At 46.1% G+C, this 25582-nt stretch carries 28 protein-coding genes; 16 read left to right on the forward strand and 12 right to left on the reverse strand.

The genetic code is table 11. The features are described from left to right. Positions 1-11: 11 nt before the first annotated feature. Positions 12-2033 (reverse strand): M24 family metallopeptidase, encoded by a 2022-nt coding sequence (locus HH301_RS08445; protein ID WP_206378237.1) that lies wholly within the window; start codon positions 2031-2033, stop codon positions 12-14. Between the two features lie 191 nt (positions 2034-2224). Between HH301_RS08445 and HH301_RS08450 the strand changes: the two genes are divergently transcribed. Further along, positions 2225-2509 carry a hypothetical protein gene (locus tag HH301_RS08450; protein WP_169568462.1) on the forward strand — a complete coding sequence of 95 codons (285 nt, stop codon included), beginning with the start codon at positions 2225-2227 and terminating at the stop codon, positions 2507-2509. Between the two features lie 43 nt (positions 2510-2552). Further along, positions 2553-3083, forward strand: a complete 531-nt coding sequence (locus HH301_RS17475; protein WP_206378238.1) for a YjiS-like domain-containing protein — start codon at positions 2553-2555, stop codon at positions 3081-3083. A 52-nt stretch (positions 3084-3135) separates the two neighbouring features. Here HH301_RS17475 and HH301_RS08460 read toward each other — a convergent pair whose 3' ends face one another. The 5 genes from HH301_RS08460 to gpt all read right to left on the reverse strand — a co-directional run bounded on the left by HH301_RS08460 (position 3136) and on the right by gpt (position 9497). Beyond that, positions 3136-4002, reverse strand: coding sequence for a 50S ribosomal protein L11 methyltransferase (locus tag HH301_RS08460; protein WP_169568464.1), 867 nt, complete (start codon positions 4000-4002; stop codon positions 3136-3138). Then, a complete protein-coding gene (locus tag HH301_RS08465) occupies positions 3986-6259 on the reverse strand; it encodes an ATP-dependent helicase (protein ID WP_169568466.1) in 2274 nt (757 codons plus the stop codon). The genes HH301_RS08460 and HH301_RS08465 overlap by 17 nt, the downstream gene beginning before the upstream one ends. 53 nt (positions 6260-6312) lie before the next feature. Beyond that, a complete protein-coding gene (locus HH301_RS08470; RefSeq protein ID WP_169568468.1) occupies positions 6313-8118 on the reverse strand; it encodes a chloride channel protein in 1806 nt (601 codons plus the stop codon). Between the two features lie 77 nt (positions 8119-8195). Next, positions 8196-8990 carry a 2-oxo-tetronate isomerase gene (gene otnI, locus HH301_RS08475; protein WP_169568470.1) on the reverse strand — a complete coding sequence of 265 codons (795 nt, stop codon included), beginning with the start codon at positions 8988-8990 and terminating at the stop codon, positions 8196-8198. A 6-nt stretch (positions 8991-8996) separates the two neighbouring features. Continuing rightward, positions 8997-9497 (reverse strand): xanthine phosphoribosyltransferase, encoded by a 501-nt coding sequence (gene gpt, locus HH301_RS08480; RefSeq protein WP_169568472.1) that lies wholly within the window; start codon positions 9495-9497, stop codon positions 8997-8999. A 135-nt stretch (positions 9498-9632) separates the two neighbouring features. Here gpt and HH301_RS08485 point away from each other — a divergent pair, with 135 nt between their 5' ends. After that, entirely contained in the window at positions 9633-9917 is a 285-nt protein-coding gene (locus HH301_RS08485) for a hypothetical protein (protein ID WP_169568473.1), read from the forward strand. Between the two features lie 64 nt (positions 9918-9981). Continuing rightward, positions 9982-10674: an NnrU family protein gene (locus tag HH301_RS08490; protein WP_169568474.1), complete on the forward strand. Its 693-nt coding sequence runs from the start codon at positions 9982-9984 to the stop codon at positions 10672-10674. Positions 10675-10696: 22 nt separating this feature from the next. Here the strand turns inward: HH301_RS08490 and HH301_RS08495 are convergent, their stop codons facing one another. After that, positions 10697-11164, reverse strand: coding sequence for a PaaI family thioesterase (locus tag HH301_RS08495; protein ID WP_169568475.1), 468 nt, complete (start codon positions 11162-11164; stop codon positions 10697-10699). A 128-nt stretch (positions 11165-11292) separates the two neighbouring features. Next, entirely contained in the window at positions 11293-12786 is a 1494-nt protein-coding gene (locus HH301_RS08500; protein ID WP_169568476.1) for an inorganic phosphate transporter, read from the reverse strand. A gap of 213 nt (positions 12787-12999) precedes the next feature. Between HH301_RS08500 and HH301_RS08505 the strand changes: the two genes are divergently transcribed. The 9 genes from HH301_RS08505 to HH301_RS08545 all read left to right on the forward strand — a co-directional run bounded on the left by HH301_RS08505 (position 13000) and on the right by HH301_RS08545 (position 19126). Continuing rightward, positions 13000-13470 carry an Lrp/AsnC family transcriptional regulator gene (locus HH301_RS08505; protein WP_169568477.1) on the forward strand — a complete coding sequence of 157 codons (471 nt, stop codon included), beginning with the start codon at positions 13000-13002 and terminating at the stop codon, positions 13468-13470. After that, positions 13463-14089, forward strand: a complete 627-nt coding sequence (locus tag HH301_RS08510; RefSeq protein WP_169568478.1) for a LysE family translocator — start codon at positions 13463-13465, stop codon at positions 14087-14089. Before HH301_RS08505 ends, HH301_RS08510 begins: the two co-directional genes overlap by 8 nt. A gap of 62 nt (positions 14090-14151) precedes the next feature. Then, complete coding sequence (locus HH301_RS08515; RefSeq protein ID WP_169568479.1) at positions 14152-15327, forward strand: M20 aminoacylase family protein; 1176 nt, start codon at positions 14152-14154, stop codon at positions 15325-15327. A gap of 133 nt (positions 15328-15460) precedes the next feature. Beyond that, positions 15461-16333 carry an MBL fold metallo-hydrolase gene (locus HH301_RS08520; protein WP_169568480.1) on the forward strand — a complete coding sequence of 291 codons (873 nt, stop codon included), beginning with the start codon at positions 15461-15463 and terminating at the stop codon, positions 16331-16333. Positions 16334-16430: 97 nt separating this feature from the next. Next, complete coding sequence (locus HH301_RS08525; RefSeq protein ID WP_169568481.1) at positions 16431-16982, forward strand: histidine phosphatase family protein; 552 nt, start codon at positions 16431-16433, stop codon at positions 16980-16982. 58 nt (positions 16983-17040) lie between these two features. Further along, positions 17041-17490, forward strand: coding sequence for a MarR family winged helix-turn-helix transcriptional regulator (locus HH301_RS08530; RefSeq protein WP_169568482.1), 450 nt, complete (start codon positions 17041-17043; stop codon positions 17488-17490). A gap of 14 nt (positions 17491-17504) precedes the next feature. Continuing rightward, complete coding sequence (locus HH301_RS08535) at positions 17505-18056, forward strand: response regulator (protein WP_169568483.1); 552 nt, start codon at positions 17505-17507, stop codon at positions 18054-18056. A 9-nt stretch (positions 18057-18065) separates the two neighbouring features. Then, complete coding sequence (locus HH301_RS08540; RefSeq protein WP_169568484.1) at positions 18066-18566, forward strand: Hpt domain-containing protein; 501 nt, start codon at positions 18066-18068, stop codon at positions 18564-18566. Positions 18567-18568: 2 nt separating this feature from the next. Next, on the forward strand, positions 18569-19126 hold the full coding sequence (locus tag HH301_RS08545) for a hypothetical protein (RefSeq protein ID WP_169568485.1): 558 nt from the start codon (positions 18569-18571) through the stop codon (positions 19124-19126). A 24-nt stretch (positions 19127-19150) separates the two neighbouring features. Here the strand turns inward: HH301_RS08545 and HH301_RS08550 are convergent, their stop codons facing one another. Further along, positions 19151-20329 carry a vWA domain-containing protein gene (locus tag HH301_RS08550; RefSeq protein WP_169568486.1) on the reverse strand — a complete coding sequence of 393 codons (1179 nt, stop codon included), beginning with the start codon at positions 20327-20329 and terminating at the stop codon, positions 19151-19153. Positions 20330-20342: 13 nt separating this feature from the next. Then, entirely contained in the window at positions 20343-21188 is an 846-nt protein-coding gene (locus HH301_RS08555; RefSeq protein ID WP_169568487.1) for an AAA family ATPase, read from the reverse strand. Positions 21189-21348: 160 nt separating this feature from the next. Here HH301_RS08555 and HH301_RS08560 point away from each other — a divergent pair, with 160 nt between their 5' ends. Beyond that, positions 21349-22578 (forward strand): MFS transporter, encoded by a 1230-nt coding sequence (locus HH301_RS08560; protein WP_169568488.1) that lies wholly within the window; start codon positions 21349-21351, stop codon positions 22576-22578. Positions 22579-22751: 173 nt separating this feature from the next. Next, entirely contained in the window at positions 22752-23660 is a 909-nt protein-coding gene (locus HH301_RS08565; RefSeq protein WP_169568489.1) for an RNA polymerase factor sigma-32, read from the forward strand. Between the two features lie 2 nt (positions 23661-23662). Here the strand turns inward: HH301_RS08565 and HH301_RS08570 are convergent, their stop codons facing one another. Further along, complete coding sequence (locus HH301_RS08570; protein ID WP_169568490.1) at positions 23663-24424, reverse strand: SOS response-associated peptidase; 762 nt, start codon at positions 24422-24424, stop codon at positions 23663-23665. A 158-nt stretch (positions 24425-24582) separates the two neighbouring features. On the opposite strand from HH301_RS08570, the gene HH301_RS08575 reads away from it, so the two are divergent. Further along, positions 24583-24780, forward strand: coding sequence for a hypothetical protein (locus HH301_RS08575; RefSeq protein ID WP_169568491.1), 198 nt, complete (start codon positions 24583-24585; stop codon positions 24778-24780). Between the two features lie 8 nt (positions 24781-24788). Here HH301_RS08575 and HH301_RS08580 read toward each other — a convergent pair whose 3' ends face one another. Continuing rightward, positions 24789-25556 (reverse strand): cytochrome c biogenesis CcdA family protein, encoded by a 768-nt coding sequence (locus HH301_RS08580; RefSeq protein ID WP_240969443.1) that lies wholly within the window; start codon positions 25554-25556, stop codon positions 24789-24791. Between the last annotated feature and the right edge of the window lie 26 nt (positions 25557-25582).

The raw sequence follows: 25582 nt of genomic DNA on the forward strand, positions 1-25582 counted from the left end.
CAATGAAATGCTTAAATTGGTCTAGTTGCTTGCTTTAGCCAGTCTTTTACTTCACCTTCCAATGCGGGAGAGATTTTCTCCCAAACATGCTGATGATACTGATTGAGCCACTCTTTCTCGGTAACATCAAGGGCAGAGGCGTCGATGGCATTCAGGTCAATCGGCGCGAAAGTCAGGGTTTCAAACCCAAGTAGATCTCTTTCCGCGCCAACTGGAGCATTCACGGTTTCGACCATGACTAAGTTTTCTATTCGAATGCCGTACTCCCCAGTCTTGTAATATCCCGGTTCATTAGACAGGATCATGCCCGGTTGGAGGGCAATATTGCTCGGCATTTTCGAGATGCGTTGCGGACCCTCATGGACTGACAAATAACTGCCGACGCCATGCCCAGTCCCATGATCGTAATCAAGACCGAGTTGCCACAAAGGTAGACGGGCGAGGGTGTCAAGTTGAGAGCCTGAAGTACCTACAGGGAAGTGCGCACGCGCAAGGGCAATATGACCTTTCAGCACATGAGTAAAGCGGGTTTTCATTTCATCGGTTGGTTCACCGATAGCTATGGTTCGGGTAATATCAGTTGTTCCATCCAGATACTGCGCCCCACTATCCACTAGATAAAGGCTGTTAAGATCTAGTGGACGGTTTGTCGCGGTTGTTGACCGGTAGTGAACGATGGCGCCATTTGGGCCAGCCCCAGAGATCGTTGAGAAACTTGTATCTTTGAAGTTGTCGCCAAGAGACCGAAATTCATAAAGCTTTTGCTCGGCGCTAAGCTCATCAACAGTTCCTTTAGGTCCTTCGATGCTGAGCCAATGCAGGAACTTGGTGACGGCCACGCCATCGCGGATATGCGCGTTGCGGGTTCCCTCAGCCTCTACCGAGTTCTTTGTGGCTTTGGGGAGCAGGCAAGGATCAGGTGCCCGAGTAATGTCAGCGCCAGCTTCTGTCAAACGATCGACAATCCACTGACTTGTTGTCGTTGGATCAATCTGGACCTTTTGACCTTTTAGGTTTTTGAGGTGGTCGGCAAATTCTTCTGGCTCATGGAGGCGGACACCGTTTCCGAGATGTTTAACCAAATCTGGGCTGATTTTTTGTTTGGGAACAAATAAGTCAACCGTCTCATCCTGATGCAAAGTCGCAAAGCCCAAAGCAAAAGGAGTACTCGGTAAATCTGCTCCGCGAATATTAAGAAGCCAGGCAGTCACATCTGGCAAGGTATGAATAACAGTATCAATCCCGTCTTTGGTCAAAGACTTGGCAATATCCGCTCGCTTCTCGCGACTGCTTTTCCCCGCGAACTCTTCACCATGTGGGACGATCAGGGCAAGTGGTTGGGGTGGCCGATCTTTCCAAACTGTGTCTACAGGGTTATAGGCAAGAGGAGCTAACTTTATCCCGTGCTTACTTATTTTTGCGAGCAGGTTGGTTATCGCTGTTTCTGTGTGAAGCCACGGATCGTAGGCAAGGCGATAGCCTTCCTTGAAAGTCTCGATAATCCAGTCGGCAAGGGGCTCTTCAGAGACATGACGAGGCGTGAATAGCTCTGTATCCACCTCATTCCTGACCTGAAGTGTATAACGCCCATCTACAAAAATTGCGGCACTCTCCAGGCTGACTGCGGCGACGCCGGCAGAGCCTGTAAATCCAGTTAGCCATTTCAAGCGTTCTGAGGCTGCAGGAGCCGCTTCTCCATGAAATTCGTCATTCAGTGGGATAATAAAACCATCCACATTTTGATTTTGGAGCTCTTTTCGCAGCGCCTCTAGACGTTCACCAGAAGCTGTAGGGCGGAGAACAGTCTCTTTGATGTCGTTTGCATAAGCCTGCTTCAGGTTTTTGATCATCTGATCTAATTTTTCTGAACGCTTTGGCAGAATATGATCAAAAATCTTATCACTATCTGTTCTTTCTGGAGCCGCGGCTGCGGCTTTTAGGAGTGATGCTACTTCTTTCCCGTCAAGATCAGGATGCTCAGTACCTAATTGTTGAAAGAACTGGTTCTGAAGAACGCTTAAAGTTTCGGGCACAGGTTTTCCTCGTGTTTGCAGTCATTTATCACTGAATATGAACTAACCGTTAAGCCATTTCAATTGTAGCTATGCATTTTTTGCAATGCACCATTTCCTGATCAGCGGGCAAAAATGTCCATTAAGTTATTGTTTTTTATTGTGTGCAGTGCAATATAACAATCATCAAGGACACAAAGATGGAGTTCACGATGTTCAGTAGAAATGAAAAATACGGTCAAGCATTGCATTTACAGTATGGCTTCGATGCTATGCAAGCAGCAACAGCACCTAAATCCAACAAAGGGTTCTTTTCAAAACTGGCTGATTTGTTCGTGACTAAATCGGCAAATGTCACAAGCGGCACAAAAGATGCCCAGATGGAATTTGCTTTCGACAAGGATTTTATTGAACAGGCAGTTCAATCAGAACTGAGAAATACAAACTCAGCGGCCAATGAGAACAATCTGCCATATCGGCACGAAGAGAGTGCGTAAGGTGAGGGATTGAAACCGGGTAGCTGTGATTAGGAGATAGACGATGATTAGCTTTAGCGAAAAAGACCTGGACGCCCTGGCGCTTGTAGCACCAGCAGTCGCCAACAACAACGTAGCAGTTGTGGAAAACATTGTTGCGCAAGCCCGTGTTGAGCGGAGCAAACACATGCACGACATGATTGATGCAGGAATTGCAAAATTGAAAACACGTATTCAAAAATACCGGGCAGCTAACCGGGCAATGGCTCAGTTGAATTCCATGTCCACCCGTGAGCTTGCAGACCTCGGTGTTACCCGCTGTGGGATTGCTTTCGCGGTTCAGGGTGAAAAAGCTGCGCATGTTTCTTTTGCAAATAAACTGAAAACTGCTGTTCTCGGTTTTGTCGAAAAATACGAAAACTGGCGCTTGCAGCGGGCAAGTTATGCAGAACTGGTCGCCATGGATACTCGCGAGCTTAGCGACATTGGCATCACCAAAGGTGATCTCTACAACGTTCTTAATGAACGCGGCGCACTTGCAAACGATAACCTGACAGCTGCCAACAGCAATCAGGATAAGAAACTGGCCAAATAACTGGTTAGTTTAGGTTAGTTTCAAAAAGCCCAGCCTTAATTGGCTGGGTTTTTTATTGGAAGCTCAAGACGAGAGTTTGCCAGACACCATAAGTATAACGCTTTTTGAGATGCAATCCTTGTTGACGATAGGCATTTCGGACCATAATTTCCTGTTTGCTCAAAAGCCCAGATAGAATAACGATCCCGTCATTTGACATGGACTCGGCGATATCAGGTGCCAGCTTGACCAAAGGCCATGCTAGAATGTTGGCAATCAGCAGATCATAAGGCGCGGCGCGTTTCAATAAGCGATCATTCAAGCCAGTTGCATGTACCGACCTGATGTAGGGTGAGAGCCTATTTCTTTTGGCATTTTCGTTCGTCACAATTACTGCATCCAGATCAATATCGCTCGCAAGGATCCTTTGATGCCAGCATTTGGCTGCAGCGAGGGCAAGAACACCAGATCCACACCCTAGATCTAGAACGTTTTTTGGGTGCTTATATTTGCTGACATCGTCAATTGCGCGCAAACACCCATATGTTGTTTCATGTAACCCGGTGCCGAATGCCCGGCCAGCATCAATAGTCAGATCATAAACAGAAGGTGAGGCGTGGCATGGATCGTGTGACCCATGAATGTAAAAGCGGCCAGCACTAACCGGTGGAAGTTGCTTTTGGCTTTCGCTGACCCAATCTTTATTTTCTAACTTTATTAATTGAAACTCGAAGTCCTTAGGTATCAAGGAGAGGACAAAATCCTCAGGTTCTCCGTTAAAAAGGAGCTCCAGGCGCCAAAGGCTTCCATCAGGAACATGTTCAATTAGCGAAGAAGTCAGGCAAAAATCTTCGAACACAGGTTCGATTTGCTGAAGGTCGACGAGCGGTTTGACAATGGAGATTTGCCAAAGGTTTGACGCATTAGGTTCGTTCGACAAAATTTTCCATCACTTTCTTTGTGCCCGCTTTATCAAAGGCTACTTCGAGCTTGTTGTTATCTTTCCTGAGGACCCGCCCATATCCGAATTTCTGATGGAAAACTCTTTCTCCAACCTCAATTCCGGTATTTCTTGAATTAACCGGTTTAGAGCTGTTGTCCTTCATTTGGCGGTTTTGTGCCGCCCGACGTTCAAGAATTTGAGAAAGATGAGTGTCAGTGGCAGTTCGCCATGATGATGTTTCAGTTGAGCTATCCCGTTGAGATGTGCGGGAATAGACACCCATATCACCTTGTTCCGCAATGTTATCAGCCGGCAGTTCGCTTACAAATCGGCTAGGAAGTGACGATTGCCACTGTCCATGGATACGTCGATTGCTGGCATGACTGATGAAGCATTTCTTTCTCGCGCGCGTGATGCCGACATACGCCAGACGTCGCTCTTCTTCAAGGGCTTTGAAACCATTTTCATCAAGTGCCCGCTGATGCGGAAATAACCCTTCCTCCCACCCGGGGAGAAAGACGACATCATATTCGAGGCCTTTTGCGGCATGAAGGGTCATGAGACTGACCATGTCTTGCCCATTTTCTTCTGTGTTTTCCATGACAAGGGCAACATGCTCTAGAAATTGGCCAAGATCTTCATATTCAGACATGGCCTGACTGAGTTCTTTTAGGTTTTCAACTTTGCCTGCTGCCTCTGTGGATTTATCATCCTTCCACATCTGCAGGTAACCACTATCATCCAGAACTTGATCAACTAACTCATCAGGTGGAATGAAATCTTTTTGGTCTCGCCAGTTGGCGAAATGCTCCATCAACTCTTTCAATGCAGCGAGAGCTTTTCCTTTAAAGAGGCTGTGTTCCACGGCATATTCAGCGCTCCGGGCAAGGGAAAGGTTCAAGTCACGGCCTATAATCCGCAAGGTTTCGAGAGCTTTAGGACCCAAGCCTCTTTTTGGCAAGTTATAGATGCGCTCAAAAGCAAGGTCGTCATCCTGTTGGTTTATGACCCGAAGGTAAGCCAGCACATCCCGGATTTCCCTGCGTTCATAAAATCGCAGACCTCCGATTACTCGATAGCGGATTCCAGCAGAAATAAAGTATTCCTCGAAATCGCGGGTTTGGAAACTGGCCCTTACAAGGATTGCCATATCCTTTAAGCTGGTGCCCTTGCGTTCAAGGGCCTCGATTTCATCTCCGACCCATCGTGCTTCCGCCTGTCCATCCCAGCATCCCCTCAGAACAACTTTTTCTCCTAAATTGTCCTCGGTCCAGAGTGTTTTGCCTAACCGCCCTTCATTTTGTGCAATTAACCCAGACGCTGCACCTAGAATATGCTCAGTGGATCTGTAATTCCGTTCAAGTCGGACAACCTCAGCTCCTTTGAAGTCATCTTCAAATTTCAAGATATTGCCAACCTCAGCGCCTCGCCAGCCGTAGATAGACTGATCGTCATCTCCAACACAGCAGATATTTCGGTGTTTTTGGGCAAGCATTCTGAGCAATAGATACTGTGCAACGTTGGTATCCTGATACTCATCCACCATGATATAATGGAACTGGGTTTGATATTTTTCCAAAATGTCAGGATTTTTCTGGAACATGGTGATCGGGTGGAGCAAAAGATCTCCGAAGTCACAAGCATTTAGCGCTAAAAGCCGCTCTTGATAGAGTTTGTAAAGGGCAGCGGCTCGTCCATGTGCGAAACTATCGCCATCCGAAGTTGAAACCTGGTCCGGGCGAAGACCCTTGTCTTTCCAACGATCGATAATGGAAGCTAAGCCGCGGGGTGGCCATTTTTTAACATCGATCCCTTCTTCAGTCAGGATCTGTTTGAGCAGCCTCAATTGATCATCTGTATCCAGAATTGTGTAGTTGGTTTGCAGCCCTACAAGTTCAGCATGTCGCCGGAGAAGCCAAACGCCAAAAGAGTGAAATGTACCAAGCTTGATATCAATAGCTTGTGGCCCAACTAATGCTGCGGTTCTCTCCTTCATCTCCTGCGCGGCTTTGTTAGTGAAAGTAACAGCAAGGATCTGCCAAGGGCTTACTTTTCGCGTGTTGAGGATGTGGGCAAGGCGGGTTATTAGCACCCTTGTTTTACCTGTACCGGCGCCTGCTAACACAAGGACCGGACCATCAATAGCCTCAACGGCCGCGCGCTGCCCCTCGTTCAGGCTGTCCAGATAGCTGAAATCAGGTGCGGGGGTAGGGGTTTCTGGGTTGAAACTGGCAATGTCAAAAGAATCTTCCATGAGATTGGATATATCCCATGATCGCGTTTTGTTCTAGTCTTGACTTTGGTTTTTTAGAGCCCGGTATCAGAGGTTTTTTTGCCATCCTCTTCGTTCTGCATGTGTAGAAGGGCTTCGTTATATTCCCGCAGAAGATCACTGTAGTAAAGTAGACCAACCAGCCTGGTCTTGGTCGCAGAATCAATGACAGGAAGGCATTCGATTCCAGATTTGCTCATGATTGATAGCGCTGATTTTAGACTGGAATCCGGGAAGATCACCGGCGTATTGGTAATCGCGATTTCCCCTGCTGTAGCCGGGTCATGAGAAACATCGCCAAAGACATGAGGTTTCAAATCTGAAAATTCGATCCTGCCATGGAAAGAATGATCTTTGGGATCGAAAACGACAACCTTGTTGTGGCTCGCATTACTGATGATCTCTCGGAGTTCCAGCATGGAGCTTTCTTTGGGAACTTCAATGAATTCCCGATCCATTATCCCGCGAACTTGTCTGAACTTCAGGATCCTTAGTGCCTTGTTTTCGCTTAAATCTACATTGCGCATGGCCAATTGCACCTGGAAGATGCTTCGGTCAATGAGCTGCTTGGTTATCAGTGTTGTAATACCGACGGTGACCATGACCGCGATAGAGATCTTGTAGTCACCTGTTAGTTCGAAGACGATGAGAATGGTGGAAATTGGCGCGCCGAGCACAGAAGCTGAAACCGCCGTCATCCCAAGGATAGCGTAGAGGCCATTACTTGCGGCCATTTCTGGGAAAGCCGAAGCCGCAATAATCCCAAACGCACCACCTGTCATGGCACCAACAAAGAGGGAAGGGGAGAAAAATCCGCCGCCAATCCGGCTGCCGGTTGTAACAGCTGTTGCGATGGTTTTGACAACAATCAAAGATAACAGGAGAATTAGATCATACTCTTCTTTCAAGGCACTATCGGTGGCTTCATATCCAACGCCAATAATTTGTGGGAAAGCGAGTGCGATCAGTCCCAGTACAAGGCCGCCGGATGCAGGCCGTAATATGTCCGGGATATTAAAGCGGTTAATGGTTCTTTCGGCAAACCCAATGCTCCAGATGAACAGGAGCGCGACAACAGCTGAAGTGATCCCTAAAAGGGCAAAGGCCGGAATTTCCAACCAGCTGACAATCTGATAGTTGGGAATTATAAAGGCGGGGAAATCGCCAATGTGAATGCGACTGACAACAGTACCGATAACTGACGCCATCACGATGGGTGCAACTGCCTGCGTGGCAAAGGATCCGATTACAACTTCAAGCGCAAAGAACATCCCAGCGATTGGAGCATTGAACGATGCCGCGACACCAGATGCGACGCCGCACCCAATTAGGGTAGTGTAGTAACGCGAAGGTATGCGAAGACGTTGTCCTAATTGACTTCCGAGCATTGCAGCAAAGTGAACAACAGGGCCCTCCCTGCCGCCGGAAGCACCCGTGCCAAGAGAAGTTGCGCTTACGAGAAAAGATCCAATCCCATTTCGAAGGGTCATTTTTCCTCGATGTATGAGGGCTGCTTCAATGACATCAGCAACCCCATGTATCCGCTTTCCAGGCATAAACAGTTTCAGGAATACGCCGATAATTAGGCCGCCGATGATAGGGATTATCAGGATTTGCCACCAAGGCAGGTTTGCTGTTTCTGAGACAACGAGCTCACTATCAAAACCATAAAAAAGATTTTGGATCTCCCCAACAAGTAACCGAAATCCAAGTGCCCCATAGCCAGCTAAAAGACCAACGATGAGCGAGCAAAGCATAAGCTTGATCGACATGTTGTTGCGGATAGCTTTTAGCGACGCGATGAATTTGGACGGAGACAGACTTACTTGCACAGGTTTCATTGGCCTTGTTTCAGAACATTCAGCCTTTTCTTTATTATTGGTGATTAGTTGAGCTGTAAACCTTTTCCCGGCTGCTTTCAATGGTTTGCAGGATAATTCTCTAAATAAGGTTCTGCCCAGCTTAAGCAATCCGTCGTCACGGCGCTGGGTGTATATTCACATCCAACCCAACCGTCATACTGAGTTGAAAGCCAGTTAAGGATAAAATCGAAGTTGAGTTCACCCTTTCCCGGTTCATGGCGGCCCGGTGGATTTGCAATCTGTATGTGACCGATTAAGGGCAAATAATCTATGAGCGTTGAAACGATATTCCCTTGAAGGCGTTGGCAATGGTAAATATCAAATTGCATTGCTAAGTTCGGGTGGTTGATATCTTCAAGTATTGATTTCGCTTGTGCAAAGTCGCTCAAGAAATAACCCGGCATATCAAAGGGATTTATCGGCTCGATGAGGAGCGTAACATTATGGTTTTTTGCCTGATCTGCTGCCCATAGAAGATTTTTCATGTAGGTTTCCAGCTGAAGCTCTGTCGAAACCTGATCTAATTTTAGCCCAGACATAACATGAAGTTTGGAGCACTTCAGATGGGAAGCATACTCCAGGGCTTGCTCGACGGATGATTTGAACTCATCTTCTCGGTTCGGTAGGGCGGCCAGGCCCCGCTCTCCTTGACTCCATTCACCAGGGTATAAGTTGAACAGAGCCTGTTGAAGGTTGAAATCTTCAAGGAGCGTATGGAGTTGTTTGGCAGTATATTCATAGGGAAATAAGTATTCGACCCCTTGAAACCCAACTGTAGCCGCAGCCCTAAATCTTTCCAGGAAGGCAACTTCCTGAAACATAAAACTGAGGTTAGCCGCTAACTTGAACATGAGGGTCTATAGTTGTCCTTTATGTTCATCGACAATCGGTTTCGCAAAAGAGGGGGCTTGATCCCAAGGGAACAGGATCCAGGTATCCTGGCTGACTTCTGTGATAAAAGTATCAACCCGCGGGCGGCCTTTTGGTTTTGCATAAATAGTCGCGAAATGAGCTTCTGGAATCATATCCCGCACATATTTTGCTGTAATGCCACTATCAACCAAGTCATCGACAATTAGCCAGCCTTTGCCATTGTTTGGAATATCCAGTCCCTTGATGATGTTGACTTCGCCCACTGACTTGTCATCCCGGTAGGCGGCTATGCAAACTGTATCAATGTTGCGGACATCTAATTCGCGCGCAATAATTGCTGCGGGAACGAGACCGCCGCGGGTAACAGCGACAATTCCCTCAAACGGCGCAAGATCCATCAGGCGCCAGGCCAATGCTCGTCCGTTCCGATGGAGTTCTTCCCAAGAGACAGGAAAATATTTTGTATATCCAGCAGCATCACCCATGGTGTTCATCCCTTCAACATAGATCTGGAAATAGTTTTGCTGTGTTTAGACTGAAGTCAAGGATTTGAAAAGCCCTAAGCGTTGAGTTTCAATAGGGGGATGGCATTTTGGTAAAAAGTTGATTAGGCTTTTGAAATGAAGAAAGCGATCCCTTCCTATGTTCAGCTAAGCTATCTCTTCCTGGGTTTTGATCAACCAGGTGGTAAGCTGCCGCTGTTTGATCGGGATGGACAGCAAATAAAGGCTGCGACGATCCGAAGTTGCATCAAAAATGGCTGGGCGGAACCCTGGTTTGAAAATCCAATAAAGAAAGATTGGCTTGTCTGTAAACTGACGGAAGCTGGTTTTGCATTGCTAGAGGAGCATGCGCCAACCTTCAAAGAACATAGCCTCTTTCGTGATGGTCATCTCATTCAGTAATCAAAAACCTTGAGAAAACAATTAGACTTGTGCAGATTTTGACCACTGAGTGAGGGAGGGCAAAATGACAGGAACACTTCAGGCATTAACGTTAGCCACATTGGCTTTTTTAGCTATCCATATCCTACCGTCCAGTTTTCTGAGGTCAGCACTAGTCAATAAAGTTGGTGAGAAAGCCTATTTGGGGCTTTTTAGTCTTGCATCAGCGCTTATTCTATTCTGGATGGTTCAGGCTTATATCGCTTCCCCAGAGGGGCCGTTATTATGGCAGTTTGAAAATGGCGCGCGGTATACAGCAATCGTCTTGATGGTTGTTGCATCGATTTTGTTTTTTAGTTCTTTCACGGTGAAAAACCCGACTTCTATTGGTGCTGAAGGCGCTGTTACTTCAGAAAAGGCACGAAGTGGTATTATGTCAGTGACCCGTCATCCAATGATGTGGTCATTTGTGCTGTGGGCTATTGCTCATCTATTGAACAATGGTGATCTGAAATCTGTTATCTTTTTTGGTGGGTTTGGACTTCTGGCGCTAATTGGAACGTTTATGATTGATCAAAAACGATCTAAGGCTTTGGGGGCAGATTGGGTTTCATTCCGCCAGGATACGTCCAACATTCCTTTTGCGGCAATTTTAACAGGGCGTGCGAAACTATCCATAGGTCAGCTATGGTGGCGGGTTTTAGCCGGATTAGTTTTATTTATGGGGCTGTTCCATATGCACGCCATGATCATTGGCGTTCCTCCTTATCCTCTCTAAGCGAACGCATTTGCCTAACGGGTTAGAGGATCATACAGGTCGTGCTGCCATGAGCTATTAACTTGCCGTTTTCATCCACAAGTCGGGCTTCCGCTGTGGCCATGCGGCGGCCTTTATGGATCAGTTTACCTGTGCAGAAGACAGCTCCCATTCCCGGTTTCATGGCCCGTATATATTTGACGTTAAGGTCGATGGTTGTATAGCCTTCACCTGCTTCCAAAACAGAGTGAATGCTACAGCCAAGGGCTGAATCCAATAGGGTCGCAGCATATCCACCGTGAACGGTTCCAATTGGGTTTAGATGCTTTTCTGAGGGGGTTCCCTTAAAAGTAACAGTGCCTTCTTCCAGCTCGACCAAATCAAAATCGAGTGTTTTCCCAATAGGAGCCGTTTTCCCTTCGCCAATGAAGGCATGCTTGAGTTGATCTAGTCCCGTCATTTCGCTGAGGTTAGTGGCGGATTTGATTTCTGCTTCTGCTTTTTTGTTCATTGGGGGAAGTCCCTAAATTGTTTTGGTAGTCAAGAATACAGAAATTCATGCAAAAGAAAACCTATTAAGTTCAAAAAATGAACCTAATAGGTTTACGAGCATCTCTAGCCGTTGAGGCTAGTCAGGCGTTAGCTTGTAAAAGTTGTTAAGACCATAAAGATGCCAGCCGCTAGTAGTGCTGCACATGGCACAGTGATGATCCAAGCGGCGGCAATCGTGAAGACATGAGACCGCCGAACAAGCTTCTTTTTCTGCCGATTGGACTCCGGCGGCAATTCACCTTCAGGAAGGTTGCTTTCTGGATTAATCTTTTGGCGTTGCTGCTCTTTACGGAATTCCCTGGCGCGTTTTTCCGTAATCCATTCCCGAAAGAAGCCAACACCAAACACAGCACCAACCGCAATATGCGTGGAGCTAACGGGCAGTCCTAGTGCTGAAGCAATTAGAACAGTGATCCCTGCAGATAATGCGACACAGAAAGCGCGCATTGGGTTCATTTTGGTGATTTCGTCTCCGACGGTTTTGATGAGCTTTGGGCCAAAAAGAAAGAGGCCTGCACTCAAGCCGACCGCCCCAATAAGCATGACCCAGAATGGAATGCCTACGGTTCCTTCTACAGATCCGGAAGAGGAGATGCTGACAATAGCGGCTAATGGACCGACAGCATTAGCAACGTCATTGGCACCATGGGCAAAGCTGAGCAATGCTGCAGAAAAAATAAGGGGTATCGTGAATAGAGTGCGGATGGACTTGTTTCGGTTTTCCATCTTGGCCGAGGCTCTCGCAATGATCGGCCGTACGATCGCAAAAGTCAGTCCCGCAATTGAGAGCGAAAGGATCAAAAGGGTGACAAAGTCGGGTTTCCAGACCTTTTTCAAGCCCTTCATCACAAGATAACAGGAAAAGACGCCAGCCATTATCGCAACCAGTAAAGGTACCCATTTCCGAGAGGCCGCAAGCTTGTCTTCCTGATAGACAATGTTGAACTTAATGAATGCAAGGAATGCTGCAGCAATCAGTCCACCCATAACCGGAGATATGACCCAACTTGCTGCGATAGCAGACATGGTTGTCCAGTTAACAATCCCGAAACCTGCAGCAGCAATACCGGCTCCCATTACACCGCCCACAACGGCATGTGTCGTACTGACGGGAGCTCCAATCCAGGTGGCAATATTAACCCAAACCGCTGCCGCAAAGAGTGCGCTCATCATTGCCCAGATAAAAACCTGGCTATCCTGAACACCAGCTGGATCGATAATCCCTTTTTTGATTGTCGTAACAACATCGCCACCAGCGATGATAGCGCCAGCAGCTTCAAAAATCGCTGCAATGATTAGAGCGCCAACAAGGGTTAATGCTTTTGACCCAACTGCAGGTCCAACATTATTCGCGACATCATTTGCGCCAATGTTAAGAGCCATATAGCCGCCGATAATTGCGGCGACAATCACAATGGTCGAATGTTCGTTCGCGCCAATCGCTGTCGCAGCGAACACCCATACAGCTAAAAGGAAAAGAAGGGCAAGGGCGAGAGACTTAATGGTCTGCGCTGCCTTGAGCGTCTGTGATTCAACCTGAACAATTCTGTCCAGATCTTTATCGAGAGTTTTTTTTACCACGCAGCAATCCTGTCGTTCTGGAGCTGGTCACTAAACTGTCTTTAAAGCGTAACAAAAGCTTCGCGAGAGTCTTAGAAAGATTGCAAGAGAAAGGCAATCATAGAAATATAATTTTTATCTATAAGAATAAAATTTGTAATATATTATATTTTGTAGAAAAATATTCGGCTAATGGACATACTTATAGAAAATAATTTGTACGGATTAAGGGTTATGGATCACCTTGATGGAAAACTGCTCGATATGCTGCAAGTCGATGGGCGAATGTCGTACGCTAGTCTTGGCAAAGAAATCGGGCTTTCTGTAACGGCAGTAAAGGAACGTATTGATAAACTTCAGCGGTCAGGCGTTTTAAAAAATTTTTCCATAGAGGTTGATGCGGCTTTAGTTGGTTATTCGGTATTAGCCTTTGTTTTCATAGCGATAGATCGACCTGAATATTGCGAGGAGTTTGAAAACCAGATCCTTGAGGTGCCAGAAGTGCAGGAATGTCATCATGTCACAGGCGGCTTTAACTACCTTGTCAAAGTAATGGCAAATGATATGACTCATCTTGAGCAACTCCTGTTGTCGCGAATCAAAATACCGCATATCGTCAGCCGCTCAGAGACGACAATCGTGTTTTCCAGCTCAAAGAACAGTAGTTTTGTTAAATGTGCGAGAAATGGTTCACGCGATGATTGACTGGCTATTACTTTCCAAAGGATTGGGCGTTGGCGTTCTTGTCGCAGCCCCAGTAGGCCCTGTAGGAGCGTTATGCATTCGCCGAGCGATTTCGATTGGCCGAACCGCCGCTATTGGAACAGGCCTCGGAGCTGCTACCGCTGACGCTTTTTATGGTGGAGTGGCGGCTTTTGGCCTGACGGCAATTTCTGATTTTCTACTTGATTATCAAATGCATGCAACGTTTTTAGGCGGTTTTTTCCTGCTTTATTTGAGCTATAGGATTATGTCGTCTCTTCGGCGGGGCACAGTAGCCGCGGAAGCCGGAAACGCTTTTGCTCTGGGACCAGCTTTTGTCTCTACGTTTTTTATAACTTTGACAAATCCTGCGACAATTTTGAGTTTCGCAGCAATTTTTGCCGGAATCGGTTTTATTGGTGATGTCGAAGCGTTTGATTCAGCCATTGTCCTTGTTTCAGGTGTTTTTTTTGGCTCTGCTGCCTGGTGGGTTTTCTTGGCTTTCATCTCCCACGAGCTGAAAAAGAGATTTGGAAGCCGGTTCGAATACCTGGTGAATATCGGATCAGCTGTTCTAATTGGATTTTTTGGTGTTGCGGCCTTGACTAGTTTGCTGTTTTGATAGTTCCATAATAGTTTGGGTGCAAATGAATAAGTTTACAGAAGTCTTGCAAGGAGCTAGTCATGAAAATTCTGCCGGAAATAGAAGCCATCCACGAAGAAATGACCGAATGGCGGCATAAGATCCATATGCATCCGGAAACAGCGTTTGAGGAATATCAAACCTCTGATTTTGTTGCGGAAAAACTGGAGAGTTTTGGGCTTGAGGTCCATCGTGGTCTAGCAAAAACAGGGGTTGTCGGTACGCTGAAGGCGGGCACAGGTAATCGTGCTATTGGTTTGCGGGCGGATATGGATGCCCTTGACTTGCAGGAAATGAATACTTTCGCTCATCGCTCTCAAGTGGACGGCAAAATGCATGGCTGCGGACATGATGGTCATACTGTTATGTTGCTAGGTGCCGCTAAGTATTTATCCCAAAGTAAAAATTTTGATGGGACTGTTCAGTTCATTTTCCAGCCTGCCGAAGAGAATGTCGCAGGTGGTCGGGTCATGATCAGCGATGGCTTGTTTGAAAAGTTCCCGGTTGATAGCGTTTATGGAATGCATAACATGCCAGGTTTCAATGTTGGGGAGTTTGCTGTTCGCAAAGGTCCAATGATGGCGTCAGCTGATTTCTTCGAAGCGAAAATCATTGGTAATGGCGGGCATGGTGCTTTTCCACATCAAACTGTCGATCCTATTGTTATTGCCTCGGAAATTGTTGGAGCTTGGCAGCATATTACATCTCGGAATGTCGATCCTCTTAAGGCGGCGGTTGTAACAGTTGGTGAAATCCATGGGGGACATACAACTAATGTTATCCCCGAAGAGGTGATTATGCGCGGAACTACTCGTGCTTTTGATCCACATGTTCAGGATATGATCGAACAGAATATGGAACGAATTGTAAAAGGTATCTGTGAAGCTCATGGGGCTTCATATGAGTTCACCTATGATCGGCGATATGCACCAACAATCAACGCTCCTGAGGAAACGGAGATTGCCATTGCAACCATGCAGGAGCTGGTCGGTGAAGATAAAGTGGATACTAACGTGACGCCTGTGATGGGGGCTGAAGACTTCTCTTGGATGTTGTTGGAACGTCCTGGCTGTTACGTGATGATTGCGAACGGTGCAGGTGAAGGTAGTTGCCACATTCACAACCCTAACTACGATTTTAACGATCAGATTTTGCCTCTGGGGGCAACTTACTGGGCCAGATTGACCGAACGCATCCTGTCAAAAGACGCAGCCTGATAATATTTGAAAAGCTCCGCACGGTTTGGGCGTGACCAAGGACACAATTTTGTGATTTAGGGTTTTGTAATAGTCGAAATCCATGCCCAAATCGTGTATTGAATTCATTTCAGTATTTTCGTGGTAGGTGTTTATGAGCGTACAAGTAAAATTCTGGGGCGTAAGGGGTTCGATCGCAACTCCATCAGCAGACCATATGAAGTATGGTGGCAATACATCCTGTGTGGAACTTGTGCTTGACGATCAGATCGTCATTCTGGATGCCGGTACCGGCGTTCGAATGCTTGGAAATTGTCTTCTGAATCGCAACCTGAAGAACTACCTCTTTTTACAATCTCATACACATTGGGACCATATTAACGGCTTTCCGTTTTTTGCCCCTGTGTATTGTGAAGACGTAAATATCCAAATTATGGCAGGTCATTTGTGCGATTGTGGCGGAATTAAAAAGGTTCTTTCCTCCCAAATGTGCCAGCCGACTTTTCCAGTTCCATTTGAAGAGTTAGCCGCAAACATTGAATTTAAAGATTTTCGGTGTGGCGATGAATTTACCATTCTGGAAAAAACCAAGGTGAAAACGACCCCTCTTGTGCATCCTGATGGTGGTACGGGATATCGAATTGAACATGATGGTGTTGTCGTTTGTTATGTCACTGACACCGAGCATACGCCTGGTGAGATGGACAAGAACATCCTCGAGCTGATCGAAGGGGCTGATCTAGTAATCTACGACAGTACCTATACAGATGAAGAGTATCCAAAATTTGTTGGATGGGGGCACTCAACTTGGCAGGAAGGTGTTCGTCTGTGTAAGGCGGCTGGTGCCAAACGGCTTGCAATCTTTCATCATGACCCTTCCCATGACGATACGTTCATGGATCAGGTCGCGGCAGATGCGGCAAAAGAATGGGAAGGTGCGTTTGTCGCTCGCGAGGGACAAATCGTTGAAATTGAAAACAGCAACATAGAAGATGGTGCTGTAAAGCTCAAAACCGCATTTGGTTGAAAAGCAACCTTGTTCTCTTTCGATAACTAATAAAGCTTTTAATTCTGACCACAAGTGATAGGTTTCGTCTCAATAAAAACAATGAGGCAAAAGTATCGTGGTTGAAATTTGGATTGTCCGTCATGGGGAAGCAAGCAGTTCCTGGGATCAGGAAGCAGATCCCGGTCTAAGTATCCTGGGGCAAGAGCAGGCAGAAGCCGTCACACAGGAAATCCTGAAAACATTCAAGCCGGCAAAAATTGTCAGTAGTCCTCTAAAAAGAGCTCTTGAAACAGCGGCTCCTCTCTTTGAAAAGCTTGACGCTCGCAGAGAAATTAATTCCAACATTGCAGAAATTCCTTCAGGTGACATTCCGTTTGCTGAGCGCAGAGCCTGGCTAAATAAGTTGATGAAGGAGACTTGGGAAACCCAACCTGAAAACTTGCAGGTTTGGCGTGAAGGGATTTTGTCTACCTTAAAGAGCCAAACAGAAGACGTGGTTTTCTTTTCACATTTCATGGTATTAAATGTAATCGTTGGGTTTTTAACCGGTTCTGAGAAAATAGTCTCTTTCAAGCCAGACAATTGTGCTATTACAAAAGTAAGTCTGGCCGACGGGGAGCTGGACCTGATTGATAAAGGGCGTGAAGCTCAAACAATCGTAAGGTGATTGGTTTGTTCTTTATAAGAACACCAAAGCAAGCGTAGAATGTGGAGACAATTTGTCCATGAATCATACAGATAGTGAAAAACATCACTCAGATGAGAGCTATCGAGTAGAGGAACAGATTGGTTTTCTTCTTCGCAAAGCTCACCAAAAAGCGAGTTCAATTTTTCAGTCCCAATTCTCCGACTACCAAATCACACCTACACAATATTCAGCGATGTGTAAGTTGAAAGATGAAGGCGAGCTATCTCAAAATCATCTTGGACGATTAACAGCCATGGATCCTGCGACAATCCAGGGAGTTACGCGGCGCCTGATTGAGCGTGGTCTGGTTGAGACACGGGCAGACGAGATTGATAAACGCCGAATGCAATTGAGGCTTACGCAGGCTGGCTCTGACTTGATCGATACATTGATTGAAAAAGGTCGTATCGTAACGAAGAAAACGATGTCTCCTCTTAGTGAAGAAGAGCGTGAGACTTTTTTGAGCCTGTTGAAGAAGCTTTCTTGATGAGTGGTAGATAGATGGCAGAGTTAGATTTATCCGGGTTTACGATATTGGTAGTGGATGACAATAATTATATGGTCTCCCTGCTCAGACAAACTCTTGCTGGACTTGGTGTCGGCAATATCAAAACATTTAATGATGCAAAGGATGCTATCGAGTTTGTTAAGCTTGTTGGGGAAAACCCGGTTAAAGCCGGTGCAATGCAAATCGATTTTATCGTATCTAACTGGCAAATGGCGCCTATCGATGGATTGATGTTCTTGCGCTGGATCAGAACCCACAAAGATAGTCCAAACCGTTTCATCCCGTTTTTGATGGTGACGGGATTTGGGGACAAGGAAAAGGTTGAAGAGGCAAGAGACCTTGGGGTTAGTGAAGTTCTCGCAAAACCTTTTTCAGTGAATAGTGTCGCGGATAAAGTTCTACAGATTATTGGAACCAAGCGTCAGTTTGTTCAAACTGCGACTTATTTTGGACCTGATCGTCGCAGACAAAATTTGCCGTTTGCGGGAGATAATCGCCGGATCCTGACAGACAAAGACCCTCAAGTTAAAATTATTTACGAATAGGAGCGGGGAATGAACAAGCCAAAAATTACTGTTCGATTTTACCGCATTCGCAACCGCTTGATGGAAAAGGCAGGCGGTATTGGTGCAAATATGGAAACTAGTGTTTTCCCAAGGCATGTTCTGCAAGAGACAGAAGAGCTCTTTCAGGAGATGATTTCGGACTACCCAGACTGGGTTCAGGAAACACTTAATAAGCTTACAGCCCTTGTCGAGGTGTGTATTAACTTCGAGGACAAGCGAATTGTCACTTATAAGCAGATCCAAGAGATTGCTCACGAAATGAAAGGGCAGGGCGGGACTTTCGGATATCCGCTGGTGTCCACATTCGGAGATAGCCTTTATGATTTCACAGGGCCAAATGCGGGTTTGTCCGATAGCCATGTACAGATCATTAAAGCCCATACGGATGCAATGAAAGCGACAATAAATGGCAGAATTCATGGTGATGGTGGCCAGGTCGGTCAGGAACTGAAAGCCATGTTAGCTCAGGCGATCAAGCAATATACTTGAAGATGCATCCCCTCTTAGAAAGATTTCTAATCGGCTCACCATATCGCCGAACCATTGCTAAATTTGCCAAGGGTGTTGATCGGTATCTTGGTGCCATCACGATATTGGCGGCAGCATTACTTGGCCTTGGGTTGGCCTCGCCAGTTGGGTATGCAACAGGGTTTTATGGGATTTCAGGAAAGATTGTCTTGGTTTCCGATATTGTAATCCTGATGAAGTCAGGGCAGGGGAGTGTGGCCCTGATGGTAGGGCTGCTTTTCATTCTCTTGCCCATTCTCAATATCTCAACAGCTTTCGACCTCTGGTATAAACACCCTCTTGATGGTGAAAAGTTTGAAAAATTTAATCGCCGAGCCAACTTGTGTGGTCGGCTTTGGTATCTTGGCGTCCTCAGCATTGGCGCCTTAATCTACAAGCTCAATACAGCATCAGATGGAGTCATTTACCCGGCGATCTACTATCTGTTGATGAGTTCTTTGCTACAGAAGTTCATTTTGACCAGATTGACGCGCCTTACCGCTCTGGTCACTTTTGTAGATAAAGAGCTGGATGAAAACTAGTTTGATGTCTTTGAAGCAGGCGCGTTAGCGGCTTAACTCTCGCATGGCGTCTTCCAGTCCCCCGATCGTCAAAGGATACATGCGATCCGACATGATTTGCTTGAGCATTTGAACTGATGGCGTGTAGTCCCAGTATTTCTCTGGAACTGGGTTTAGCCAAACAGATTTGCTGTAGATATCCAGAAGTCTTTGCATCCACACTTGTCCTGGTTCTTCATTCCAGTGTTCAACACTGCCGCCTGCATATGCTATTTCATATGGGGACATAGTTGCGTCGCCGACAAAGATTAGCTTGTAATCTGAGCCATAGGTATGAAGCACATCCCATGTGGAGATAAAGTCTGCATGTCTGCGTCGGTTGTCCTTCCATAATTTTTCATAAAGGCAATTGTGAAAATAGTAGAATTCAAGATGTTTGAATTCTGTCCGAGCTGCTGAAAACAGTTCTTCACAGGTTTTGATATGGTCGTCCATCGAACCACCAATATCAAATAGGATTAGAACCTTCACTGCGTTATGCCGTTCCGGGCGCATTTTTAGGTCTAGATAACCAGCGTTTCGGGCTGTTGACCTGATTGTATCATCAAGGTCCAACTCCTCATGGGCGCCGACACGGGCAAACTGCCTGAGGCGTTTCAAGGCGACCTTAATATTCCGGGTGCCGAGTTCAACATTATCGTCAAGGTTCTTATATTCACGCTTATCCCAGACTTTGACAGCTCTCCGATGGCGACTTTCTTTCTGGCCAATTCGAACACCTTCAGGATTGTAGCCATAAGCGCCAAATGGTGATCTACCAGCTGTGCCAATCCATTTGTTTCCGCCTTGATGCCGTTTCTCCTGCTCCTTCAAGCGTTCCTGAAGGGTTTCCATCAATTTTTCCCAGCCACCCAAGGCTTCGACCTCAGCCTTCTCCTCTTCGGTTAGCGTCAGCTCGGCCAGTTTTTTTAGCCATTCTTCTGGGATTTCGACGGTTTGGTCTTCAGCTATAAATTCAATGCCGTTAAAGCAGTGCCCGAAAACCTGGTCAAACTTGTCCAGATTTTTTTCGTCTTTCACCAATGTCGTACGGGACAGGTAATAGAAATCATTAACTGAAAATCCGGCCACTCCAGCTTTCAATGCCTCAATCAGGGTGAGATATTCCCTGAGTGTTACTGGAAGCTTGGCTTCTCGTAGGGTGAAAAAGAATTTGATGAACATAGGACTTCAAACCCTAGCGCTGTTCGCGGCGAGACAGGAATGCCAGACGCTCGAACAGATGAACATCTTGTTCATTCTTAAGAAGCGCCCCATGCAGCGGTGGAATGAGTTTGGACGGGTCCTTGGATTTCAAGACATCTTCTGGAAGATCTTCACTCATCAACAGCTTGAGCCAGTCGAGTAACTCACTGGTTGAAGGTTTCTTCTTGAGACCAGGGGTTTCCCTGACACCAAAGAAGACATTGAGAGCATCCCGCACCAACTCTTTCTTGGCATCTGGATGATGAACCTCAACGATTTTTTCCATGGTCTCCTGATCAGGGAATGTAATGTAGTGGAAGAAGCAACGACGCAGGAATGCATCTGGCAGCTCTTTTTCATTGTTGGAGGTGATAATCACAAGGGGCCGCTGTTTGGCCTTGATTGTTTCCTGTGTCTCATAGACAAAGAATTCCATGCGATCTAGTTCTTGCAGCAGGTCGTTTGGAAACTCAATGTCTGCCTTGTCGATCTCGTCGATCAGCAGGACCGGGCTTTCATCCTGGGTAAATGCTTCCCAAAGTTTTCCTGGGCGGATGTAGTTTTTAATGTCATGGACTTTGTCGTCGCCCAACTGAGAGTCGCGCAATCGAGAAACTGCATCATACTCATATAGACCTTGTTGGGCTTTGGTCGTTGATTTGATGTTCCATTCGATAAACTTCTTACCCAGCGCTTTGGCAACTTCTTGCGCTAGAACTGTTTTACCGGTGCCTGGCTCACCCTTGATCAAGAGGGGACGTTGCAACGTAACGGCAGCATTCACCGCGATCATCAGGTCTTCGGTTGCTACATACTGATCTGTACCTTGGAATTTCATCACTCAATCTCAATTTCTGCGGTTTTTATTTCTTAAGGCGAAGGTGTCGCCACTTTATTTCACGTTTCTCTAGAAAATATGCGCTGAGCTGAAAATGATCAAGCAGTTTGACAAAAAGTCAAAATAGGAAGATCGTAAAAGAAAAAAGAAAGCTCCCCAGATGTCTTCCACGCCTGCGCCCAAGATAATCCATAAACGGGCCTATTATATTTTCATCATCAGTTCACTGCTATTTGGTTTGGGGCAGTTTCATCGGCTGTCCGGTGCTGTAACAATTACGGCCATCGCTGAAGATTTAGTGTTCGCAGTTGATAGCCTGGGTTTTTTGGCGGCCGCACTTTTTTTTACATCTGCTTTATTGCAGGTTCCGAATGGAATGCTGCTTGACCGATTTGGGCCGAGACGTCTGATCCCTGTTTATGTGGGCGGGGCAATTCTTGGCTGTTTGGTTCTGGCATATGCAACGACATACGAGGAAGTGGTGCTGGGGCGTGTGCTCCTCGGAGCAGGGTTTTCAGTGACCATGATGTCCTCCTATGTTTTGTTCGCGAAATGGTTTCCGGCAGACCGCTTTGCGACTGTTGCCTCTTGGCTGATGGCAGCTTCCGGGATTGGTAGTATTCTTGCCTCTTACCCTTTGTCCTTATTCATTGATCTATACGGGTGGCGCCTGGCTTATTTAATTGTTGGGGCTTTTACCATGCTGGCCGTGATTGTCGGTGTTATGGTGATTAAGGATACACCTCCTGACTATAAAGTTCATAAAGACCAACCCCTAAGTATCCGGGATAGTATCAGGGGATATGTGGGAGTCTTAAAGTATCCGCGCTTCTTTTATTTGTTGGCCATGGGGGCAGTCGCTTTTGGTCCTGCCACAACAATCTTGGGGATGTGGGGTGGCCCGTACCTAGAGAGTGTGTATGGGCTGAATGGGGTGGAGCGAGGCCAGATCCTGTTCTTGATGGTGATTGCTGTTCCTTTTGGAGCTCTGTTTTTCGGCCCCCTGGACAGACGGTTCAAAAGCCGTAAGAAAATTATTCTATGTGCCGTGGCTGCAGAGATAGCCGCTTTTCTGGTTCTTGGTTTATTCGATAATCTTGCTCTATGGGTAGTGTGTACTCTGTTCATTGCGATCGCATTCCTGCAGCAACACTATGTCGTTTTGGCTGCCCAATGCCGTGCCTCTTTTCCGGACCACATGGTTGGCAGGGCAAATTCAACGCTAAATCTGACGAGTATACTTGGAGTTGGTTTTATGCAGTCGCTATTTGGTTGGGGATTACATTTCTCAGCTGAAGCCGGTTATCAGATTTCTTACATCGGGATCGCGGTGATGTTGGTGATGTCTATGCTCCTTTACCTTCGATTTGATGAAACCATAAAGGCATAGTGGAATAAGCTGTAATAAAGTTTTCCTAATGTTCAATTTTTTGAAAAATAATATTAGAAAGATTATAATAAGCTTGAATTCTGTTGCTGGACAGGTCATAGTTTAGAAAACAATAAAGTATGTCAGTGCACAGGGAATATGCCTAATTCATATAATGAAAGGGATCCTATGCCATGCCCACACGTGATGCAATAAATACCCTCAAAAGAAATAGAGCTTTTATTTCTTCCGCAATGACTGCGCCGATGTTGAGCAGGGAACGTGAGTTTGAGATCGCTAGACGCTGGCGCGAAGATGGGGATGAAGAAGCTTTACATGAATTGGTCACTGCTTATGTTCGGTTGGTCGTTTCGATGGCGTCTAAATTTAGTAACTATGGCTTACCTCCAGGGGATTTAGTTCAGGAGGGTAACATTGGCTTGATGCAGGCAGCGTTTCGCTTTGAGCCAGAGCGTGAAATCCGCTTTTCGACTTATGCAAGCTGGTGGATCAAATCTGCCATGCAGGATTACATCTTGCGAAACTGGTCAATTGTGAGATCAGGGACCAGTGCAACTCAAAAGTCGCTCTTCTTTAATTTAAGATGGTTGCGCGCCAAAATACAAAGCACTGAAGAGGGGGCCGTTTCCTCGGAGACTCTCTCTGCAATTGCTGAAAAATTGAAGGTCGGCTTAAAAGATGTTGAGAGCATGTCCAATCGTTTGGCGAGCCGGGATCAAAGTTTAAGTGCGCCGATTAGTGAAGACGGAGAGGATAGTCTGGAAGATTTCCTTCCTGATAACACCCCAAATCCCGAGGAAGTGACCATTCGGGTCTGCGATGGGGAAATCAGAGGACGTTGGCTCAGAAGTGCGCTGAAAGAGCTTTCAGATAGAGAGCAGCTGATTATCAAAGAGCGCCGTCTGAATGAAGAAAAAGTCACTCTTGAAGCGTTAGGTGAGCGCCTCGGAATTACAAAGGAAAGAGTTCGGCAGATCGAACATAAAGCCTTTGAAAAGCTCAAAATGTCAGTTGTAAGAATAAGTAAGGAGCCTGTATTACCTGAGCATCATCTATTTCAACGAGGTGCAAAGGGTCATTAATCCTAAAACAGGTTTCCTTGTTTCCAAGTTTTTTCCAGCTGAATTTCTGCGATAAGGTTAGGGCCGTCGGCACGTACATTGCCGACGGCCTTACTCACAGGATAAAACTCGAAACTTTCCTGATGTTTTTGGTCAGGAACAGAATTGGCATCCTTCCCATTTAACCAGTCATCATAAAAATTACGTGTCACTGTAAGTGGCATCCGATGATGAATTGGTTCTATAGTCTTATTCGCAGGGCAGGTAATTATTGTGCAGCTTTCCTTAAGCAGTCCTTCCGGAGAAATCCATTCTTCCCAGAGGCCCGCAAAAGCAAAAAGTTGCTGATGTTTAAGATGGATAAAATATGGTTGCTTTTGTCCATTGTCATCTGTTTTCCATTCAAAATAGCCGTTGGCCGGAATTAGGCATCTTTTGGATTTAAACGCATCTTTGAACGAGGGTTTTTCTTCAACGGTTTCTATGCGAGCGTTAATGAGCTTTGTGCCAAAATTAGATCCCTCTGCCCAGGGAGGAATGAGACCCCATTGAGCTCGAAAGGCCTCATTTATCACCTGATCGCTATTCTTTGATTTACGTACAGCAAGAATCTGATCACTTGGAGCAATGTTATAGGCGGCAGAAAGATTAAAACTTTGGGGAAAACCAAAGAGTTTTCGAATAGCCTCAATCGGGCTTGTTAGGCTAAATCTGGCGCACATGATATGTCTAAGTAGAAGTTCAAATCTAAGGGCCAGCTTGGCAGAAAAAGCGCTTATTTCCAAAAACTTTGTGACCCTTATTACAATCCGGATTTAAAGATACGTACTTTGCTCACATATACGTGTTTCCAGGTTGAAAGCTGCATTCTTTTGCTTAAATCCCGCTTCAAAGCCATGAGCTTAAGTTTCTTTTTTTTACTAAAACACAGCAGGTAAGGACCATGTTAGACAGGTTCACATCGACTTGGGTTATCGCGATCTTTCTGATCGGAATTATGTTTGTCTTGTCTTTTATTCCTGTAAATCAGCCACAGGCTGTCTCTCAGTCTGTTGGTGTTGAGCAGGGACTAGATGCAGATCTCTTGAATAAAGATCTCTCATCAGTTGGTCAAAAGGGCGAGTTCGTCGAGACTAACTAGATCTCGATCTATCCAATATTCGCAAGGCCGGGGAATAGTTCCAGGAACCAGTAAGCCAGTATCTGGAACTGCCCGGTTAGAATTAGCGTACCCGTCAAAATAATAACAAGACCAGTGCCGACTTCCAAAGCTCTGAAGTACTTTTTGAATTTATTCATGAAGCGCATGAAGGGATTGATCGCGAGTGCTGCCAGCAGAAACGGGATACCCAGGCCTGCCGCATAAACGCTTAGCATGGATACGCCGTAAGTTAAGGAGCTTTCTGAAGCTGCTATTGCCAGAATTGTCCCAAGAATTGGTCCAATACAAGGCGTCCAGCCAAATCCAAATGCCAATCCAATAATATAGGCTCCGAACCACCCTTGGGGTTTTTCAATCGAGTTGAAGCGGGCTTCTCTATACAGGATCGGTATTCTTACCAATCCCGTCATATGAATACCAAAAATGATGATTACGATCCCAGCGATCTTGGAAAGGATATCCATATGCTGGAGGAGAAGTCTATTAACTGCGGAAGCACTCGCTCCCAGCAAGATAAAAATTGTAGAAAATCCAAGGACAAAAAGAATACTCATCCCTAGAACCCGCATGTTGATGGCAGATCCGCCTTCGGTTGATGACGACTGTTCCAATTGTTCAAAACTGGTGCCAGCAATGAGGCAGAGATAGGCGGGAACCAGTGGAAGTACACAAGGGCTTAGAAAGCTTGCAAGTCCACCACCTGCTGCTACGAGATATGTAAGTTCAGATGCGTCCATTGGGGGTAAAAGTACCATTAGAATAGAGGATTTCTTCAGACATA

Source organism: Sneathiella limimaris, assembly GCF_012932565.1.
Taxonomy (GTDB): Bacteria; Pseudomonadota; Alphaproteobacteria; order Sneathiellales; family Sneathiellaceae; genus Sneathiella; species Sneathiella limimaris.

What these genes read in the sequence shown, in the direction of transcription:
- HH301_RS08450 (WP_169568462.1), top strand. Translation starts at nt 2,225, where the DNA reads ATGTTCAGTAGAAATGAAAAATACGGTCAAGCATTGCATTTACAGTAT.
- HH301_RS17475 (WP_206378238.1), top strand. Translation starts at nt 2,553, where the DNA reads ATGATTAGCTTTAGCGAAAAAGACCTGGACGCCCTGGCGCTTGTAGCA.
- HH301_RS08465 (WP_169568466.1), bottom strand. Translation starts at nt 6,259, where the DNA reads ATGGAAGATTCTTTTGACATTGCCAGTTTCAACCCAGAAACCCCTACC.
- HH301_RS08470 (WP_169568468.1), bottom strand. Translation starts at nt 8,118, where the DNA reads ATGAAACCTGTGCAAGTAAGTCTGTCTCCGTCCAAATTCATCGCGTCG.
- otnI (WP_169568470.1), bottom strand. Translation starts at nt 8,990, where the DNA reads ATGTTCAAGTTAGCGGCTAACCTCAGTTTTATGTTTCAGGAAGTTGCC.
- gpt (WP_169568472.1), bottom strand. Translation starts at nt 9,497, where the DNA reads ATGGGTGATGCTGCTGGATATACAAAATATTTTCCTGTCTCTTGGGAA.
- HH301_RS08485 (WP_169568473.1), top strand. Translation starts at nt 9,633, where the DNA reads ATGAAGAAAGCGATCCCTTCCTATGTTCAGCTAAGCTATCTCTTCCTG.
- HH301_RS08490 (WP_169568474.1), top strand. Translation starts at nt 9,982, where the DNA reads ATGACAGGAACACTTCAGGCATTAACGTTAGCCACATTGGCTTTTTTA.
- HH301_RS08495 (WP_169568475.1), bottom strand. Translation starts at nt 11,164, where the DNA reads ATGAACAAAAAAGCAGAAGCAGAAATCAAATCCGCCACTAACCTCAGC.
- HH301_RS08505 (WP_169568477.1), top strand. Translation starts at nt 13,000, where the DNA reads ATGGATCACCTTGATGGAAAACTGCTCGATATGCTGCAAGTCGATGGG.
- HH301_RS08510 (WP_169568478.1), top strand. Translation starts at nt 13,463, where the DNA reads ATGATTGACTGGCTATTACTTTCCAAAGGATTGGGCGTTGGCGTTCTT.
- HH301_RS08515 (WP_169568479.1), top strand. Translation starts at nt 14,152, where the DNA reads ATGAAAATTCTGCCGGAAATAGAAGCCATCCACGAAGAAATGACCGAA.
- HH301_RS08520 (WP_169568480.1), top strand. Translation starts at nt 15,461, where the DNA reads ATGAGCGTACAAGTAAAATTCTGGGGCGTAAGGGGTTCGATCGCAACT.
- HH301_RS08530 (WP_169568482.1), top strand. Translation starts at nt 17,041, where the DNA reads ATGAATCATACAGATAGTGAAAAACATCACTCAGATGAGAGCTATCGA.
- HH301_RS08535 (WP_169568483.1), top strand. Translation starts at nt 17,505, where the DNA reads ATGGCAGAGTTAGATTTATCCGGGTTTACGATATTGGTAGTGGATGAC.
- HH301_RS08540 (WP_169568484.1), top strand. Translation starts at nt 18,066, where the DNA reads ATGAACAAGCCAAAAATTACTGTTCGATTTTACCGCATTCGCAACCGC.
- HH301_RS08545 (WP_169568485.1), top strand. Translation starts at nt 18,569, where the DNA reads ATGCATCCCCTCTTAGAAAGATTTCTAATCGGCTCACCATATCGCCGA.
- HH301_RS08550 (WP_169568486.1), bottom strand. Translation starts at nt 20,329, where the DNA reads ATGTTCATCAAATTCTTTTTCACCCTACGAGAAGCCAAGCTTCCAGTA.
- HH301_RS08555 (WP_169568487.1), bottom strand. Translation starts at nt 21,188, where the DNA reads ATGAAATTCCAAGGTACAGATCAGTATGTAGCAACCGAAGACCTGATG.
- HH301_RS08560 (WP_169568488.1), top strand. Translation starts at nt 21,349, where the DNA reads ATGTCTTCCACGCCTGCGCCCAAGATAATCCATAAACGGGCCTATTAT.
- HH301_RS08565 (WP_169568489.1), top strand. Translation starts at nt 22,752, where the DNA reads ATGCCCACACGTGATGCAATAAATACCCTCAAAAGAAATAGAGCTTTT.
- HH301_RS08575 (WP_169568491.1), top strand. Translation starts at nt 24,583, where the DNA reads ATGTTAGACAGGTTCACATCGACTTGGGTTATCGCGATCTTTCTGATC.
- HH301_RS08580 (WP_240969443.1), bottom strand. Translation starts at nt 25,556, where the DNA reads ATGGTACTTTTACCCCCAATGGACGCATCTGAACTTACATATCTCGTA.